The sequence below is a fragment of the Herbiconiux sp. 11R-BC genome (assembly GCF_049472555.1).
Lineage (GTDB): Bacteria > Actinomycetota > Actinomycetes > Actinomycetales > Microbacteriaceae > Herbiconiux.
Map to the genome: position 1 here is coordinate 83,492 of NZ_JBCEBO010000002.1, position 15,777 is coordinate 99,268.

Sequence of the window (15,777 nt, forward strand, 5' to 3'; positions counted from 1 at the left end):
CAGTGACCCTTCTGGAGGACTCGGCTTTGAATCTGCGCGTTTCTGCGTTTACGTGACATTAGACGCGAAACAAACAGAAAGCAAGATCACCAATACAGATTCGCGCAGATCCGCGCGAACACGGGGCACTTATGCCCCCCTTACAGGGCGCACAGTGAATTCCCAGGAAAATAACGATTCGGTAACTAGCGCACCGTTACCTGACCGTTATATATTCGAAGAGCCGAAGTTGTTTGCTGTGGCAGCTTCGGCGGAATGTGATTGCAGGACACTCTTGGTGCAAGGGAGAGGGCCCGTCGTTAGCCTCTACGACGGGCCCTCAATCATTTAACGAGACCGCGCGGGAATCCGCAGCGAGGGTGCGGTGCGCATCCGGCGCCGCACGGCACCCCGCGAACGGGTGCGTGCCAGAATGAATTCCACCATTCCTCGAGTGTCTGGAGTTGAGATGGCACCGGATGTTTCGCCCGTCGCCGCCTGGGAATCACTGTTCCGCGCCCAGGTCACGGTGATGCGCCAGCTCGCCTCCGAGTTCCCCACCGACATCGTCTCGCTCAACGAGTACGACGTGTTGTTCAACCTCTTCATCCAGCCGCGCAAGACCCTGCGCATCCGCGACCTCGGCGAGAAGGTGCTCCTCACCCAGCCCTCGATCAGCCGGCTGGTCGATCGCCTGGTGGGGCGCGGCATCCTCGAGAAGCACGACGACCCGAGCGACGGCCGCGGCACGCTCGTGGCGCTCACCTCGCACGGTGTGACGGTGTACCGGCAGGCCGCGGTCATCCACGCCGAGTCCATCACCGCGCACATGAGCGGATGCCTGTCCCCCGACGAGCTCGACGAGCTCGCCCGCCTCTGCGACAAGCTCCGTGTGGGCGTCGCCGCCAAGTGAGGGGCGCCGAGACGCCGGCGGCGGGGTTGAGTGAGAGGGTGAGTGATTTCGGTACGACCCTGGTGTGGTTGCGCGACGATCTCCGGGTGCGCGACAACCCGGCGCTGCACGCGGCCGCGCTGCGGGGCGGACCGATCGTGTGCCTGTACGTGCTCGACGAGGAGAGCGAAGGCGTGCGGCCGCTCGGCGGCGCGTCGCGGTGGTGGCTGCACGGAAGCCTGACGGCGCTGGCCGCCGAGCTGCGCGAGCTCGGGCTCGCACTGACACTGCGTCGCGGGCCCGCCGAGCGCGTGGTGCGCGAGCTGGCCGGTGAGACGGATGCCGCCGCGGTGCTCTGGAACCGCCGCTACGGCGAGGCCGAGCGGGCCATCGACACGGCGCTCAAGTCGTCGCTGCGGGCGGACGGCGTGGAGGTCGCGAGCTTCCAGGGCTCGGTGCTCGCCGAGCCCTGGACCGTGCAGACCGGCCAGGGCGGGTGGTACAAGGTGTTCACGCCGTTCTACCGGGCGGTTCTCGGGCGGCCGGAGCCGCGGCATCCGCTGCCCGTGCCCGGTTCGGGCTCGGGAACCGCTCCCGGCGCCGGCTCGGGGGCGGCTGCCGGCGCGGCCGGCTCGGGCTCGGGCTCCGGCTCGGGCGCTCCGCTCCACCACCGGCGCGTGCCGAGCGACGAGCTCGACAGCTGGGGGCTGCTGCCCACGCGCCCCGACTGGGCCGCGGGGCTCCGCGAGCGCTGGGAGCCCGGCTCGGCGGGCGCGCACCGCCGGCTGGAGTCCTTCTTGCACGACGGTGTCGGAGCCTATCCCGACGAGCACGACTTCCCCGCCGAAGACGGCACGAGTGGTCTCTCGCCGCATCTGCGCTTCGGCGAGATCAGCCCCTTCGAGGTGTGGCACGCCGTCGACCGGCACCGGGCGGGGCAGCGGGGCGACGCGGCGGGCGCATCCGCTTTCCTTCGCCAGCTGGTGTGGCGCGAGTTCGCGTACCACCTGCTGTTCCATCTCCCGTCGATCACCACGGAGAACATGCGCTCGGAGTTCGACGGGTTCCCGTGGGCGACGCCGGGCGAGGCCGAGCTCGAGGCCTGGCAGCAGGGGCGCACCGGCATCCCGCTCGTCGACGCCGGCATGCGCGAGCTGTGGCACACCGGGGTGATGCACAACCGGGTGCGGATGGTCGTGGCATCGTTCCTCGTGAAGAACCTGCGGGTGCACTGGCGGGTGGGCGAGGCCTGGTTCTGGGACACCCTGGTCGACGCCGACCCCGCCTCGAACGCGCTCAACTGGCAGTGGGTCGCGGGGTCGGGCCCGGATGCGGCGCCGTACTTCCGCGTGTTCAACCCCGAACTGCAGGCGTCGAAGTTCGACCCGCACTCGGCGTACATCCGCCGCTGGGTGCCCGAGTTCGGCACGGAGGCCTACCCCGCGCCCATGGTCGACCTCGCCGAGTCCCGCCGCGCGGCCCTCGACGCCTACGCCACCATCCGCTGACCCGCTCCCTCCCGTCGCCAGCCCAGCTTTCAGGCCGGGCCTCACCTAAAAACAAGGAGTCTTCGGGAGACACGCCGTCGATGGTCTCGACCGGCCGGCGTGTCGCCCGAAGACTCCTTGCTTTTGGGAAGAACTGCGGGGTGTGGGGGCGGGTGGGGGCGGGGGCCGGCTAGTAGCCCGAGAAGTGGTCGGTGCGGATGCGGTGGGCGCCGGCGCGGCGGAGCTGGGTGGCGACGTGGTCGACGAAGCCGGGAGGGCCCGAGACGTAGGCGCGGCGGGACGAGAGGTCGCCGACGGCCGCGCTGAGCGCGTCCGCGGTGAGGCGGCCGGGGCCGAGGTACTCCCAGCCCTCGGGGAGCGACGGCGGCAGTGACGGCGCTGCGACGAGCACCCGGATGCCCGCTGCCGCGAGTTCGGGGGCGTACGCGAGTTCGTCGGGGGCGGAGACCGAGTAGACCAGCACGACATCCGACGGACGGCTGCCTCCGCGGGAGCGCTCGGCGAGCTGGCTGACGAAGGGCGTGATGCCGATGCCGCCGGCCGCCAGCAGGAGAGGAACGGTGGGATCGGCCGGCAGCAGGAAGTCACCGCCCACCCAGGTGGACCGCACGACCACACCCGGCTCGAGCGACAAGAGCGCCTTCTTGAACGAGCTCGAGGGCTGGGAGAGCTTGATGCCCACGCTGACGAGTTGCGCATCCGTCGGCACCGCTCCCGCGGCAGCGGCGGCCGGGGCGGGCACAGCAGGCGCCGACGCGATGCTGAACATGCGCCGCGACCCGCGCGAGTCCACCCCGCGGTGCGGCACCGTCAGCTCGAGGTACTGGCCGGCCCGGAACCGCAGCGGCGCCGCGGGCTCGAAGTCGAAGGCGGCGCTCGACGGCGTGAGCGAGCGGGTGCCGAGATAGCGCAGCCGGATGCTCCGCCGCTGCCCGAAGGCGAAGGCCACGACGTTGCCCACCACGAGGGCGATCTCGGGCGTGGAGTACACGGGCCCGAACGAGAACGGCACCGAGAACAGCACTGCCACGATCGCCGCCACCGCGAGCTGCTGCCAGCGCCGCGGCGGCAGGGTGAGCGGCTCGCTCAGCATGAAGCCGGCCAGGAACACGATCGGGAACGACCCGAGCGCGAGCCAGAGCGAGTCGAGCACGGGCTGCCCGAGGGCCACCAGGCGCACGGTGACGATGGCCGCCGAGATCACCACGAAGGTGAGTCCGAGCGCGAGGCGCCGGGTGCGGTAGAGCACGAGCAGGGCTCCCACCGCCACGAACGGCAACATGGCCGGGTTCGCGATCCACCAGCCCGAGAGGTTGAGCGTGGTGACGGTCATGATCACAGCGGCCGCCGCCACCGGGTTCAGCACGTGCCGCCCCCGGATCGCCAGCACGAACTTCGACGCCGACGCCACCACTCCCGAGAGCGCGAGCAGCAGGAGGCCCCCGGGCGACGCGGTGGGCAGGAACACGAAGAACACCAGCAGCCCCGTGATGAGCGACGACTCGAGATGCGCCCGCGTGCGGAACGCCAGCGCGAACACCCAGCTCGACACCATGGTGGCCGCGATCGCGACCACCAGGCTCAGCCCGAGTTGCAACGGCGTGTAGAACAGCTGCCCGATGGCGCCGGCGATCAGGGCGATCACGGCGAGCGCCCCGAGCACCAGCACCATCAGCCGGTACATCGTGACGCGACCGAGCAGGGTGTCGATTCGAGCGATCATGTGAACAGTTCTCCTGGGAAGTCGCGCGAGATCTCGGCTCGCCCGTCGGCGTACATGCGTACATAGCTGAAATGGAATGTCTCGGCGAGGCGGTGCGCGCCGGTGAAGAAGAGCGCGGTCGCGAGCCCGTCGGCGAGGGCCGTGTCTGCGGCGACCACCCAGGTCGCGATCACCTCGCGCGCCGGGTTGCCGGTGCGCGCGTCGAGGATGTGGTGGAGCCCGTCGCCCCAGGCGCGCCGGTTGCTCGCCGAGGCGCAGAGTGAGGCTCCGCGCAGCTCGGCCACGCCGATCGCCTGGCCGGGGGCCAGCGGATGCTCGAGGCCGACCCGGATCGCCTCCGGCACTTCGTGCCGCAGATCGCCGCTCGCATCGACCACGAACTCGGAGATCCCGTGCTCGCGCAGCACCCCGGAGACGAGATCGACGAGGTAGCCCTTGCCGGCGGCCCCGACGTCGATGACGACGGGACGGGCGGTGGAGAGGGTGAGGCCCTCGCGGCGGATGTCGGCGGTCCAGGATGCGCGGCCCCCGGCATCCGGCCCCGCTCCCCCGCGGTCGGCAGCCGCAACCGGGCGCAGGCTGTAGTCGCGGTCGTAGCCGAGCAGCTCGAGCTCGCGGCCCACCAAGGGGTCGACCGCCCCGCCGGTGGCCGTCACCAGGCGGTCGTAGAGGTCGAAGAGCGCCGCGGAGTCGCCCGGGAAGGCGAAGGAGCCGCCCGAGGGCGCCGAGGCGATCGCCGTGACGAGGGAGTCGGCGCGGAACCGCGAATAGACGGCGTCGAAGTCCTCGATGCGCCGGGCGACCGCCCCGCGCACCGCTTCGCCGAGCTCGGCCGGGGTCTCGATCTGCCAGCTCGTGCCGATGGCCTCGAAGTCGAGGCGGGCGGGCGCGGGCGCCGGTCCGGGCCCCAGCCCGGGCCCGGGCGCCGACGTCACGGTCACGGGAGCGATGCCGGTGGCGGGCGCGGAAGCCCTAGGAGGCATCCGCTTTGATGGCGTCGACGGCCTGGTTGAAGCCGCCGCTGGTGAGGCTCGAACCGGCCACGCGCGACACCGAGATCTCGTCGATGTCCTTGCCCACAACGACCGCGGCGATGCCGTCGGCGAACTGCGTCTGGTAGGAGACGGCGGTGGGGTTGGTGGCGTCGGGCGTCACGGTGACGGCGGTGATGATGTCGCCGGCGAGGGTGAGGGAGACGTCGATGGTCTCCTGGCCGTTGGGCGAGATGTACTGGCCCTGGGCCGAATACTGGCCGTCCTTGTAGGTGCTCGACGAGCTGCCGGCCGAGGCCGAGGCGCTCGACGAGGCCGACGGGCTCGCCGTGGCCGTCGAGGAGGTGGCCGGTGTCGTCTCCGCGTCGGCGGCGGTGCTCCCGCTGGTGGTGGCGCAGCCGGCGAGGGCGACGGAAAGGGAGACACCGGTCATCGTGGCGAGGGCGAGCTTCTTCTGGCGAGTTGTCATGGCAGTTCCCTGTCGTGTCGTGGTGATGGTCTCGGTCGCGCGCTGGGCGCCGACGGCTTCGACGTTAGCGAGCGCGGCCATCCGGCCTCTTCGAGCCGCCTATGAACCGGCTGTGACTGCCGAAGGCGACTCCGAGAGCGTCGGCGGCCTCTACTTGGGGTCAACGGGGCGCGGGCCGCAAACGTTCATTCGGCCGTGCCCGAACGCTGCCGTCGCAGGCGGCGCAGAGTGCTGATGGTGCGCTGCTCGGGCAGGCTCCAGCCGAAGCGCACGGCCAGCAGACGGATGACGGCGGTCGCGATCACGCAGATCACCCCGGCCACCGTGATGTTCGCCCCCGACGCGACGGCGCCCACCAGGAACACCGCGCCCACCCCGGCCGCCACCGCGTAGAGCGAGCCGACGTGCATGACGCCGATCGGCATCCCGAGCAGGATGTCGCGCAGCATGCCGCCGCCGACGGCCGCGACGATGCCCACGAAGATCGACGGGACCACCGGCAACCCCATCGACAGCGCCTTGCTCGCCCCGATGGCGCAGAACAGCCCGAGGCTCACCGCGTCGAGCACGGTGATCACGACGTTCAGGCGCGAGAACAGGCGCTCGAGCAGCATGCCGACGAGCGCGGCGGCGATGGCCACGGGGATGTACCAGTTCGACTGCAGCGCGGCCGGCACCTGGTTGAGCAGCAGGTCGCGGATGACACCACCGCCGAATCCGTTGACCACGCCGATGAGGCCGACGCCGAGCAGGTCGAGCCGCTTGTCCTTGAACTGGGCCGCGAACATCGCGCCCTGCACACTGCCGAGCGCGGTCGCCGCAAGGTCGAGCCACATCGGGATCTCGAACTGCTCGGCCACCATGCACCGATCTTCGCATGGCGCTGCTCCCCGGCGGGAACCAGGGCGTGGCTGACGACGCCGCGAGCGTGCCATCCGGGGTGCGCAGCAGCGCCCGCCGGATCGTCAGATCCGCGCTATCGGAAGGCGAGGATCTCGGGGCCCCAGGCCACGCGGATCTCGGCGTCGGGGTCGAGCACCACGGCGTCGTCGCGGTCGATGATGAGGGTGCTGCGGGCCGTCTCGTCGTAGACCGGCCATTCGACGGCGGCTTCGTCAGCCTCGCTCGAGTCTGGAGCCGCGGGGACGTCGGGCGCCCGCCCGTGCGCGAACGCCAGCCAGCGCGCCTGCATGCGCCGGGACACCCGCTCGGCCTCGGCCCGGCCGCCGAGGCGGAACACGAGATCGCGCCCCCACGGCGCGAAGGAGCCGAAGACGTACGCGAGCTCGGCCGCGTGGGTGGCGCCGATCCCGGTGACGCGCAGCAGCGGGGTGGCGTGGTCGAAGCGGTACATCCAGGTGGGTGCGAAACGGCTGTGGGCCTCGGCAAGCCAGATCGACGGCATCCGGAACCCCGCGTCGCGCGAGATCTCGGCGGGCGCGCGGCGCCGCGGGTAGCCCGGGTAGGCGCCGGTGATGCGCTCGCCCGCTCCCTCGAATTCGGGGCGGTCGTTGGCGATCTCCACGAACATCCGCTCCACCGACTCGGTGGTGATGGGCAGCAGCGGCGAGCGCATCAGCTTGAAGAACGACGACTCGTCGTGGTTGGTGCCGATGATGAGCGGGATGGCGGGCGCCCGGCCCTCACGGAAGACGGTGAGCGGGTAGTCTGGCAGCACGTCGTCGCCCTGCACCGGCGCCATGGCGAGCGTGCCCGGCACCTGCGACGACACCTCGTGGATGAGCTCGGCGCCCGCGTCGACGAGGTCGAAGGGGTCGAGGTCGCGCAGCTTCTGGGCCTGCCCGGGGGCGATGCCCACGATGTCGAGGAAGCGGGCGGCGACCGTGGCGGCGCGCTCCTGCCCGTAGATCGAGGTGACGGGGGCGCTCTGGGCGATGGCCCGGTGGAACAGCCCCGAGGTGAGCGGCGAGGCCATCAGCGCGATCACGCAGGCGCCGCCCGCCGACTCGCCGAACAGCGTGACGTCGCCGGGGTCGCCGCCGAAGGCACGGATGTTGTCACGCACCCACTCGAGGGCGAAGATCTGGTCGCGCAGGCCCACATTGGAGTCGAAGCCGTGCCCGAAGCTCGAGTCGCCGGTGCTCGGCGAGAAGCTCGAGAAGTCGACGAAGCCGAGCGCTCCGAGGCGGTAGTTCACCGTGACCACCACGACGTCGCCGTTCGCGGCGAGGTGCCGGGCGTCGTAGAAGCGCTGGCCGGTGGAGCCCTGGAAGTAGCCGCCGCCGTGGATCCACACCATCACGGGCTTGGGCCGGCCGGCGGCCACGGCCGCGGAGGCTCCGAGCGGGGCCCACACGTTGACGGTGAGGCAGTCCTCGCTGAGGCCGATGGCCGGATCGACCTCCATCGACTTCAGGATGCGCTGCGGCGCCATCGGCCCGTATCCGCTCGCGTCGCGGAGCTCCGGCCACGGCACCGGCGCGATCGGGCGGCGGAAGCGACGGTCACGGACCGGCGCCGCGGCGAACGGGATGCCCTTCCAGCTGAGCACGTCTCCCTCGCGCGCCCCGCGCACGGCTCCCGCCGCGGTGCGCCGCACCAGTGACTCCGCCCGTCCCCCACTCATACCCGAATGCTACCCAGGCATCCTGAGCCTCCGTCTCCCCCTCTCACCCGGTCGCCCCCGCCTACGGCCCGGGCCACGGCCCTTCCAAAAACAAGGAGTCAGGTGGCAACACGCCGGGTAGTGACGGCCAGAACTCGGCGTGTCGAGGTGGATCTCCTTGTTTTTGGCGGTGCCGGGGAAGTGGCGGGGCGGGGGGCAGGTCAGGGGGAGGGGGTTCGGGGGAGCACGGGGAGGTCGGTGAGGGCGGGGCCCTCGATGCGGGCTCCGGATGCGGTGAAGCGGGAGGCGTGCAGCGGGCAGTCCCAGGAGAGCTCGGCGTCGTTCCACGCGAGAACGCCCCCGAGGTGCGGGCACACGGCGCTCACCGCGCAGGTGCGGCCGCCGACCGTCGAGATGCCCACCGGCCGGCCGGCCCGCCGCGCTCGCGACGACGCCCTGCCCCTCGGCCGGTCGCGCCACGGGCACCCGCGACCGTTCGGCTCCGAGCCAGCCCGCGGCCGCGGCCGCACCGATGCGGGCACCCTCGGCCGCCCCGCGCCCGAGGTCGGCCGGCTTCGTCAGGCGGCTGCCGAGCACCCGGTGCCAGTGCCGCCGCTCGCGCCACGGCACCCCGAGGATCTCGGCCGAGAGCCGCAGTGCCGCCGCCACGCCGTTCGTCATGCCCCACTTCGCGAACCCCGTGGCGAGGTACACCCGGCCGCGGCCGCGCGGCAGGGCGCCCACGAACGGGATGAGGTTGTGCGACTCGTAGTCCTGCGCCGACCAGCTGTGGGTGAGCTCGGCGCCGGGGAAGTACTCGTCCGTCCACGCGGCGAGCATCGCGACCCGCTGGCGCTCCGACACGGCGCCGGGCCTGCCGACCGGATGCCCGGCGCCGCCCACCACGAGCACCTCGCGGCCGTCGCCGCGGGTCGCGGTGCGCAGGGAGCGCGACCCGCCGCCGGGGCGCACGGCGGTCACAGCGGGGTCTCCGACGGAGAGGAACATGCCGTCGGGAAGGCGGCCGCCCGGCGCATCCGGGACCTCGAACGACAGCCCGTAGGAGCGCTGGCCATGGGTCTTGGCGAAGTAGAGCCCGCGGTCGAGGATGGGCGTGGCCGTGGCGAGCACGACGTCGTGGCCGAACACCACACCGGCGCTCGTGCTGAGCCGCACCGGGTCGGATGCGCGCACGCCGGTCACCCGCACGCCCGTGTTGATGACTCCCCCGGCCGCCATCACCGCGCGCGCCAGGGCGTCGAGGGCGTCCATGGCGTCGAACTGCGCCTGCTCGGCGAGCGCGACGCCGACCGCGAAGGGGAACGGCACGTCGACGTCGTCGTGGCCGCGGCCGGCGCGCGTGGACTCACCGCTGCCGCCGACGAGGGTGACCGGGAGGCCGGCCTCGCGCGCGGCCCGGTGCTCGGCCTCGACTGCGGAGGCGGCATCCGGATGCTGCGCGTAGCTGTAGGCGGTGCGGCGCTCCACCGGCACACCGGCGCCGTCGCAGAACGCGAGCAGCCACTCCTGACCGTCGCGATTGCTGTCGACGTAGGCGCGCAGCACCCGGCGGGAGTGGTGGGCGCGGAGGGTGGAGAGCCGATCGCCCTGCAACAGCGAGATCTTGCCGGTGGTGTTGCCGGTGGCGAGGGCGCCGATGCCGAGGGCCTCGAGCACCAGCACGCGGCGGCCGGACTCGGCCAGCATCAGTGCCGTGGTGAGGCCCGTGATGCCCGCGCCCACGACCACGTCGTCATAGGCGGAGCCCGGCACGAAGGGCTGCGTCGTCACGGGGCGACGCCCGGCGAGCCACAAGGAGGTCATGGGCTCAGTGAACACCCGGTGCCCCGCGCGCGGGAGGTCGACAGCCGAGGCGGATCATGCCTACGGTTGAGGCAGCGACCGGCACGCCCGTGCCGGAGCCGCGCACGCGGGCGGACCGGTCCGCACGCGAAGACACCCGAATCCGACGAATCACCACAAGGAGCCCCGATGTCCGACCTGAACGAGAGCATCGACGAACCCGACGAGTACCTGACGACCCCGCTCGTCGGCGACGACCGGGAAGACGTCGATCTCGACGAGACCGAGGACATCGACGTGGTCGACGACGTCGACGACGAAGAAGTGGTCGACCCGATCTTCGACGACGACACCGACGTGCTGAACGACAACCTCGGCTACGAGGAGTAGCCGCCCCCGCGCCTGCGATCACCACGGACGGCGGCGTGCGCTTGAGCCACCTCGAGCACGGGCCGGCCGACGGCGAGGCCGTGTTGCTCATGGCGGGGTTCCCGTCGCCCGCAGCACGTCGTTGACGACCCCGGCCTGCGCCGCGGCGAGGCACTCGGCCACGCCGATCTCGATGACGGCCGGCATGCGCTCGAGCGACACCACGATGCTGTCGGCCACGGCGTCGGCCCCTCCCGAGAACCCGGCGCCCGAGCCGCGCGCGACCATCCGCACGCCGGCCTCGGCGGCCGCACGCACGGCACCCGCCACCTCCTCGGCCGACTCCCCGAGCACCGAATGTGGTCTCCCGACCGCAACATCGTGGAAACCCAGCGCCCGTCTCGCGTCTCCATAATGAAGAGCACGCAGACCCGACCACAGCGAAAGGACCCCTCCGTGACCGCCACGAGCACCTTCACCGTCCCGACCGTCGACATCGCCCCTTACGTCTCGGGCGGCTCCGCGGAAGAGAAGGCCGCGGTCGCGCGGGCGCTCGATGAGGCGGCACGCACGGTGGGGTTCATCCAGATCCAGGGCCACGGCATCCCTGCCGCCCTCTCCGACGGCCTGGCCGGCGCGATCGACGAGTTCTTCGGCCTGCCACTGGAGACGAAGAAGCAGTACCGCCAGCCCAAAGGCGTCAATCGCGGCTACACCCCGCCGAAGACCGAGCGGCTCAGCCTCAGCCTCGGCGTCGAGAAGCCCGAGCGCATGAACGACTTCTTCGAGGCCTTCAACGTGGGCGTCGCCACCTCCGACTTCCCCGGCCTCTCGCTGCCCGAGTCGGTGTACCCCGAGAACGTCTGGCCCGCCGAGGCGCCGGGGTTCGAGCCGCGCGTCGAGGCCTGGTTCGCTGCCGCGTCGGCGGTCGGCCGGGTGCTCCTGCGCATCTTCGAAGACGCGCTCGGCCTCGCCCCGGGCTACTTCGCGCCCTTCACCGACCACTCCATCGACGTGCTGCGCATCAACAACTACGCCCTGCCCGACGGGCTCGACGTGACTCTCGAGGGCGACCTCGTGGGTATGGGCGAACACACCGACTTCGGCATCGTGACGCTCCTCTGGGCCGACCGGGTGGCCGGGCTGCAGGTGCTCGGCTCCGACGGCAGCTGGAACGACGTGATGCCCGAGCCGGGCGCGCTGCTGATCAACCTCGGCGACCTCACCGGCCGCTGGACCAACGAGAACTGGAAGTCGACGCTGCACCGCGTGAAGCCGCCCGTCATCGACGGCACCATCCGCCGGCGCCGCTCGGCCGCCTTCTTCCTCGATGGCAACGTCGACGCCACCGTCTCGACGCTGCCCACCTGCCTCACCCCCGGCGAGCCGGAGCTCTACGCCCCGATCACCGTCGGCGATCACATCACCGCGAAGCTCAACGGTTCGCGCGGCCTCGTGCGCAACACCGACGGCACCGAACGCGAGGCCGCTCGCGTCGAAGCCTCGGCCTACCGCGGGTGACGGCCGAGCCCGCGCACTCGGCCGGGCTCGCTCAGATGTAGATGGCGGGGTCGAGGTAGAACGCGGGGTCGGTGAGCGACTCCCGCGCCGACGCCGCGTGCCCGGGTGCGATGTCGCGCGCGGGGATGCCGACGAGGATGGAGCCGGCCGGCGCATCCTTCACGACCACCGCGCCCGCACCCACGCTGCTGCCGGCGCCGATGGTGACGGGCCCCAGGATCGTGGCGTTCGCCCCCACCGTGACGCGCGCACCGAGCGTCGGATGCCGCTTCTCACGCCGGGAGCTCCGCCCACCGAGGGTCACCCCGTGATAGAGCATGCAGTCGTCGCCCACGACGGCGGTCTCGCCGATCACCACGCCCATGCCGTGATCGATGAAGAGCCGGCGGCCGATGCGCGCACCGGGGTGGATCTCGATGCCGGTGAGGAACCGCGCGAACTGCGAGAGCAGGCGCGCCGGCAGCCGCAGACCCGGTGCCCGCCACCAGCGGTGCGCCACCCGGTACGCCCACACGGCGTGCACGCCGGGGTAGGCGAGCACGACCTCGAGCGCCGACCGGGCGGCCGGGTCGTGCTCGCGGGCGGCCCGCACGTCTTCGCGCAGGCGCGAGAGCACGCTCACGGATGCGCTCGGCCGGCGCCGCGCATCCGGCCCACTCTGCGGTGACAGCTCACAGACGCGGCCGCTCAGTCGCCGTAGCCGGCCCAGAGCGGCGTCGAGATGTAGCGCTCGCCCAGGTCGCACACCACGGCCACGACGGTCTTGCCCGCGTTCTCGGGGCGCTTGGCCACCTCGAGCGCGGCCCACATGATGGCGCCCGAGGAGATGCCCGCCATGATGCCCTCGTCGGAGGCGAGCGAACGCGCCACCGCGAGGGAGTCGTCGAGGGTCACGTCGATGATCTCGTCGTAGACCTCGCGGTCGAGGATCTCGGGGATGATGTTGGCGCCGATGCCCTGGATCTTGTGCGGGCCGGCCTTGCCCTGCGTGAGCAGCGGCGAGTCGAGCGGCTCGACCCCGATCACCTGCACGCCCGGCTTCTTCTCCTTCAGCACCTGGCCGACGCCCGTGATGGTGCCGCCGGTGCCGATGCCGGCCACGAAGATGTCGACGGCGCCGTCGGTGTCGGCCCAGATCTCCTCGGCCGTGGTCTTGCGGTGGATCTCGGGGTTCGCGGGGTTCTCGAACTGGCGGGCGAGGATCGAGTTCGGGGTGGACTCCACGATCTCGTTCGCCTTGGCGAGTGCTCCGCGGATGCCGTCGGGCCCGGGGGTGAGCACGATCTCGGCGCCGTAGGCGCGCATGACGACCCGGCGCTCGATGGAGGCGGTCTCGGGCATGGTGAGGACGACGGTGTAGCCGCGGGCCGCACCCACCATCGCGAGCGCGATGCCGGTGTTGCCGCTCGTGCCCTCGACGATGGTGCCGCCGGGCTGCAGCGCGCCGGCCTTCTCGGCGGCGTCGACGATGGCGACGCCGATGCGGTCCTTCACGCTGTTCGCGGGATTGTAGAACTCGAGCTTGCCGAGCACGGTGGCGTCGATGCCCTCGGTGAGGCGGTTGATGCGCACGAGCGGGGTGCGCCCGACGAGTTCGGTGACGTCGTTGTAGATGCGAGCAGACATGCGGATTCGGCTTTCTTCGAAGCGGACGGAGCGGGTGGAACGTCAGCCATAACTCTAGTTCTGCCGGCCGGCGCGAGGACGAATGTGACCGCGATGGCTCAGGCGCGCTCGATCGCGAGGCCCTCGACGATCTCGGCGCCGGGCAGACGCCCGAGAAGGCTGCCGGGAAGGATGACCTTCGAGCTCCGGATGCCCGAGCCCACGATCACCGCCGGCCGCGCCGCGACACGGCTGTCGACGAGCACCGGCCAGTCCGCGGGCAGCCCGATCGGCGTGATGCCGCCGTATTCCATGCCCGTCTCCGTGACCGCTCGTTCCATCGAGTGGAACGAGGACTTGCGCACGTCGAGCCTCTTGCGCACCGCGTTGTTGACGTCGGCGCGGGTGCTCGCGAGCACGACGCAGGCGGCGATGCGCTCCACGCCCTCCCGCTTGCCGGAGACGATCACGCAGTTCGCGAGCGACTCGGCCTCGAGGCCGTAGACCTCCTGCGTGGCCGCCGTGTCGGAGACCGCGGGGTCGATCTCCACGACACCCACCGCATCCGTCAGTCCGGCCGTGACGAGGGTCTGCCAGACGGAGGGTGCGAGCAGATCGGGGCGCGCCGACGCGGGCACCGTGGTGAGTCCACCCAGGGTGAACATCCCCGCGGCGCCCGCGCCGGTGGTGCTGTCGGTCATCGAGGCGTCAGTCGCGCATTCAGCCGCAGGTGTAGGTGACGCCGTTGAGGATGTGCGTTCCCGAGCCGAGGTCGGCGCAGTTCTGCACGACCGCGGAGGTGACGGCGACGAGAACGACGACGGTGATGATGATGCCGATGACACCGAGCACGATGCCGACGATGCCGACGATGACACCCGCCTTGGCCGGACCGTTCGGAACCCCGGCCGCCTTCGACTGCCGGCCGGCGATCACGCTCATGATGAGACCGGCGATCGACGCGATCAGCGGGATGAGCACGATGCCGACGATCGACACGATGAGGCCGGCGATGCCGAGGTTCTTACCGGGCACGGCGGCCGGCACCTGGCCGTAGCCGGGCTGGTAGCCCGGCGCGGGAGGAGCGGGCGGTGCCGCCTGGTAGGCCGGCGGGGCGGTGGGCGGCGCCGGGGGCGCGGGCGGAGCGGGAGGCGCCGCCTCGTACTGCGGGGCGGCCGGCGGCGCCGGAGGCGCGGGCGGCACGGGCTGCTGAGGCGGAACCGGAGGCTGATTCTCGTCGGTCATGGTGGACTTCCCTTCGTCGTTGACGTTCCCCACGTCGAGCAAGGTGCTTCGAAGGTTACCCCGAAGCGCACCGATGCGACCAGCTTCTTCGCACCCGCTAGCGTGGGAGTCGTCCGTCCGACCCTCGAAGGAGTCATTCCCGTGGAACCCGCCCGTCCCCTGTCCGGTGCCCGAGTCGACCTCGAGGCCGGCGACTACCGCGCCTCGATCGCGAGCATCGGTGCGAGCCTGCGGGTGCTGCAGTACCGGGGCCGCGACCTCGTGGTGCCCTTCGACGTCGACGAGGTGCGCCCGGGCTACCGCGGCGCCACGCTCGCCCCGTGGCCGAACCGTGTGGCCGACGGCCGCTACGCCTTCGCCGGTGTCGCGCAGCAGCTGCCGCTCACCGAGCCCGGACGTGGCAACGCCCTGCACGGCCTGGTCTCGTGGCTCGACTTCGCCGTCACCGCCCGGGATGCCGACCGCGTCACCCTCGAGGCCGTCATCGAGGCGCAGGACGGCTACCCGCACCGCCTTGTGATCGAGGTGGCCTACCTGCTCGACGGGAAGGGGCTGCACGAGACCGTGACGGCCCGGAACCCCGGCAACGCACCGGCACCGTACGGCACGGGTCCGCATCCGTATCTCGTGGCCGGCGCCGGAAGCGTCGACGACTGGACCTTCACGCTCCCGGCCGCCGAGGTGCTCGCGGTCACGCCCGACCGGCTCCTTCCGGTCGGCCTCGCGGATGTCGCCGTCGAAGACGCGGGCGTGTTCGACTTCCGTGAGCCGCGCGTCATCGCCGACACCTTCATCGACCACGCCTTCACCGGTCTCGCGCGGGATGCCGCGGGCACGGCCACCGTCACGGTCACGGCCCCGGAGGGCGCCGGCGTGGCCATGAGCTTCGGCGCCGACTGCCCGTGGGTGCAGGTCCACACCGCCGACACCCCCGACCCGGCCACGAGCCGGCGCGGACTCGCGGTGGAGCCGATGACCTGCCCGCCCGACGCCTTCAACTCCGGCACCGACCTCGTGGTGATCGAGCCCGGCGGCGCGAGCAGCGCATCCTGGACCATCACCGCCCTCTGAGTGCGGTGACGGGCCGGCTGTGACGGGCCGTGCG

At 71.7% G+C, this 15,777-nt stretch carries 16 protein-coding genes; 5 read left to right on the plus strand and 11 right to left on the minus strand.

From position 1 onward, the window contains the following. The first annotated feature begins 448 nt into the window (after window positions 1–448). Together VD659_RS05490 and VD659_RS05495 are read left to right on the plus strand one after the other, a co-directional pair. Window positions 449–892 carry a MarR family transcriptional regulator gene (locus VD659_RS05490; protein WP_137838009.1) on the plus strand — a complete coding sequence of 148 codons (444 nt, stop codon included), beginning with the start codon at window positions 449–451 and terminating at the stop codon, window positions 890–892. Between the two features lie 38 nt (window positions 893–930). Continuing rightward, entirely contained in the window at window positions 931–2,379 is a 1,449-nt protein-coding gene (locus tag VD659_RS05495) for a cryptochrome/photolyase family protein (RefSeq protein WP_423260126.1), read from the plus strand. 169 nt (window positions 2,380–2,548) lie between these two features. Here the strand turns inward: VD659_RS05495 and VD659_RS05500 are convergent, their stop codons facing one another. The 6 genes from VD659_RS05500 to VD659_RS05525 all read right to left on the minus strand — a co-directional run bounded on the left by VD659_RS05500 (window position 2,549) and on the right by VD659_RS05525 (window position 9,953). Continuing rightward, window positions 2,549–4,102, minus strand: coding sequence for an FAD-dependent oxidoreductase (locus VD659_RS05500; RefSeq protein ID WP_423260127.1), 1,554 nt, complete (start codon window positions 4,100–4,102; stop codon window positions 2,549–2,551). Then, window positions 4,099–5,043 (minus strand): FAD:protein FMN transferase, encoded by a 945-nt coding sequence (locus tag VD659_RS05505; RefSeq protein ID WP_423260128.1) that lies wholly within the window; start codon window positions 5,041–5,043, stop codon window positions 4,099–4,101. Before VD659_RS05505 ends, VD659_RS05500 begins: the two co-directional genes overlap by 4 nt. Window positions 5,044–5,074: 31 nt before the next feature. After that, window positions 5,075–5,644, minus strand: coding sequence for a hypothetical protein (locus VD659_RS05510; protein ID WP_423260129.1), 570 nt, complete (start codon window positions 5,642–5,644; stop codon window positions 5,075–5,077). 104 nt (window positions 5,645–5,748) lie between these two features. Further along, window positions 5,749–6,426 carry a TRIC cation channel family protein gene (locus VD659_RS05515; protein WP_137838004.1) on the minus strand — a complete coding sequence of 226 codons (678 nt, stop codon included), beginning with the start codon at window positions 6,424–6,426 and terminating at the stop codon, window positions 5,749–5,751. Between the two features lie 113 nt (window positions 6,427–6,539). Next, on the minus strand, window positions 6,540–8,150 hold the full coding sequence (locus VD659_RS05520) for a carboxylesterase/lipase family protein (protein ID WP_423260130.1): 1,611 nt from the start codon (window positions 8,148–8,150) through the stop codon (window positions 6,540–6,542). Between the two features lie 9 nt (window positions 8,151–8,159). Continuing rightward, complete coding sequence (locus VD659_RS05525; RefSeq protein WP_423260131.1) at window positions 8,160–9,953, minus strand: NAD(P)/FAD-dependent oxidoreductase; 1,794 nt, start codon at window positions 9,951–9,953, stop codon at window positions 8,160–8,162. Between the two features lie 168 nt (window positions 9,954–10,121). Between VD659_RS05525 and VD659_RS05530 the strand changes: the two genes are divergently transcribed. Next, complete coding sequence (locus VD659_RS05530) at window positions 10,122–10,322, plus strand: hypothetical protein (protein WP_137838962.1); 201 nt, start codon at window positions 10,122–10,124, stop codon at window positions 10,320–10,322. 87 nt (window positions 10,323–10,409) lie between these two features. Here VD659_RS05530 and VD659_RS05535 read toward each other — a convergent pair whose 3' ends face one another. Beyond that, a complete protein-coding gene (locus VD659_RS05535) occupies window positions 10,410–10,655 on the minus strand; it encodes an FAD-binding protein (RefSeq protein ID WP_423260132.1) in 246 nt (81 codons plus the stop codon). Between the two features lie 102 nt (window positions 10,656–10,757). Between VD659_RS05535 and VD659_RS05540 the strand changes: the two genes are divergently transcribed. Then, a complete protein-coding gene (locus VD659_RS05540) occupies window positions 10,758–11,822 on the plus strand; it encodes an isopenicillin N synthase family dioxygenase (protein WP_423260133.1) in 1,065 nt (354 codons plus the stop codon). Window positions 11,823–11,853: 31 nt separating this feature from the next. Here the strand turns inward: VD659_RS05540 and epsC are convergent, their stop codons facing one another. From epsC to VD659_RS05560, 4 genes are all read right to left on the minus strand, one after another. After that, the gene (gene epsC, locus VD659_RS05545) at window positions 11,854–12,444 is read right to left on the minus strand and encodes a serine O-acetyltransferase EpsC (protein ID WP_423260134.1); all 591 of its coding nucleotides are present in this window, start codon (window positions 12,442–12,444) and stop codon (window positions 11,854–11,856) included. A gap of 65 nt (window positions 12,445–12,509) precedes the next feature. Next, entirely contained in the window at window positions 12,510–13,448 is a 939-nt protein-coding gene (gene cysK / locus VD659_RS05550) for a cysteine synthase A (RefSeq protein ID WP_423260135.1), read from the minus strand. A 98-nt stretch (window positions 13,449–13,546) separates the two neighbouring features. Then, window positions 13,547–14,128, minus strand: a complete 582-nt coding sequence (locus tag VD659_RS05555; RefSeq protein WP_423260136.1) for a YbaK/EbsC family protein — start codon at window positions 14,126–14,128, stop codon at window positions 13,547–13,549. Between the two features lie 19 nt (window positions 14,129–14,147). Further along, the gene (locus VD659_RS05560; protein ID WP_423260137.1) at window positions 14,148–14,672 is read right to left on the minus strand and encodes a hypothetical protein; all 525 of its coding nucleotides are present in this window, start codon (window positions 14,670–14,672) and stop codon (window positions 14,148–14,150) included. Between the two features lie 141 nt (window positions 14,673–14,813). On the opposite strand from VD659_RS05560, the gene VD659_RS05565 reads away from it, so the two are divergent. Beyond that, window positions 14,814–15,743, plus strand: coding sequence for an aldose 1-epimerase family protein (locus VD659_RS05565; protein WP_423260138.1), 930 nt, complete (start codon window positions 14,814–14,816; stop codon window positions 15,741–15,743). The last annotated feature ends 34 nt before the right edge of the window (window positions 15,744–15,777 follow it).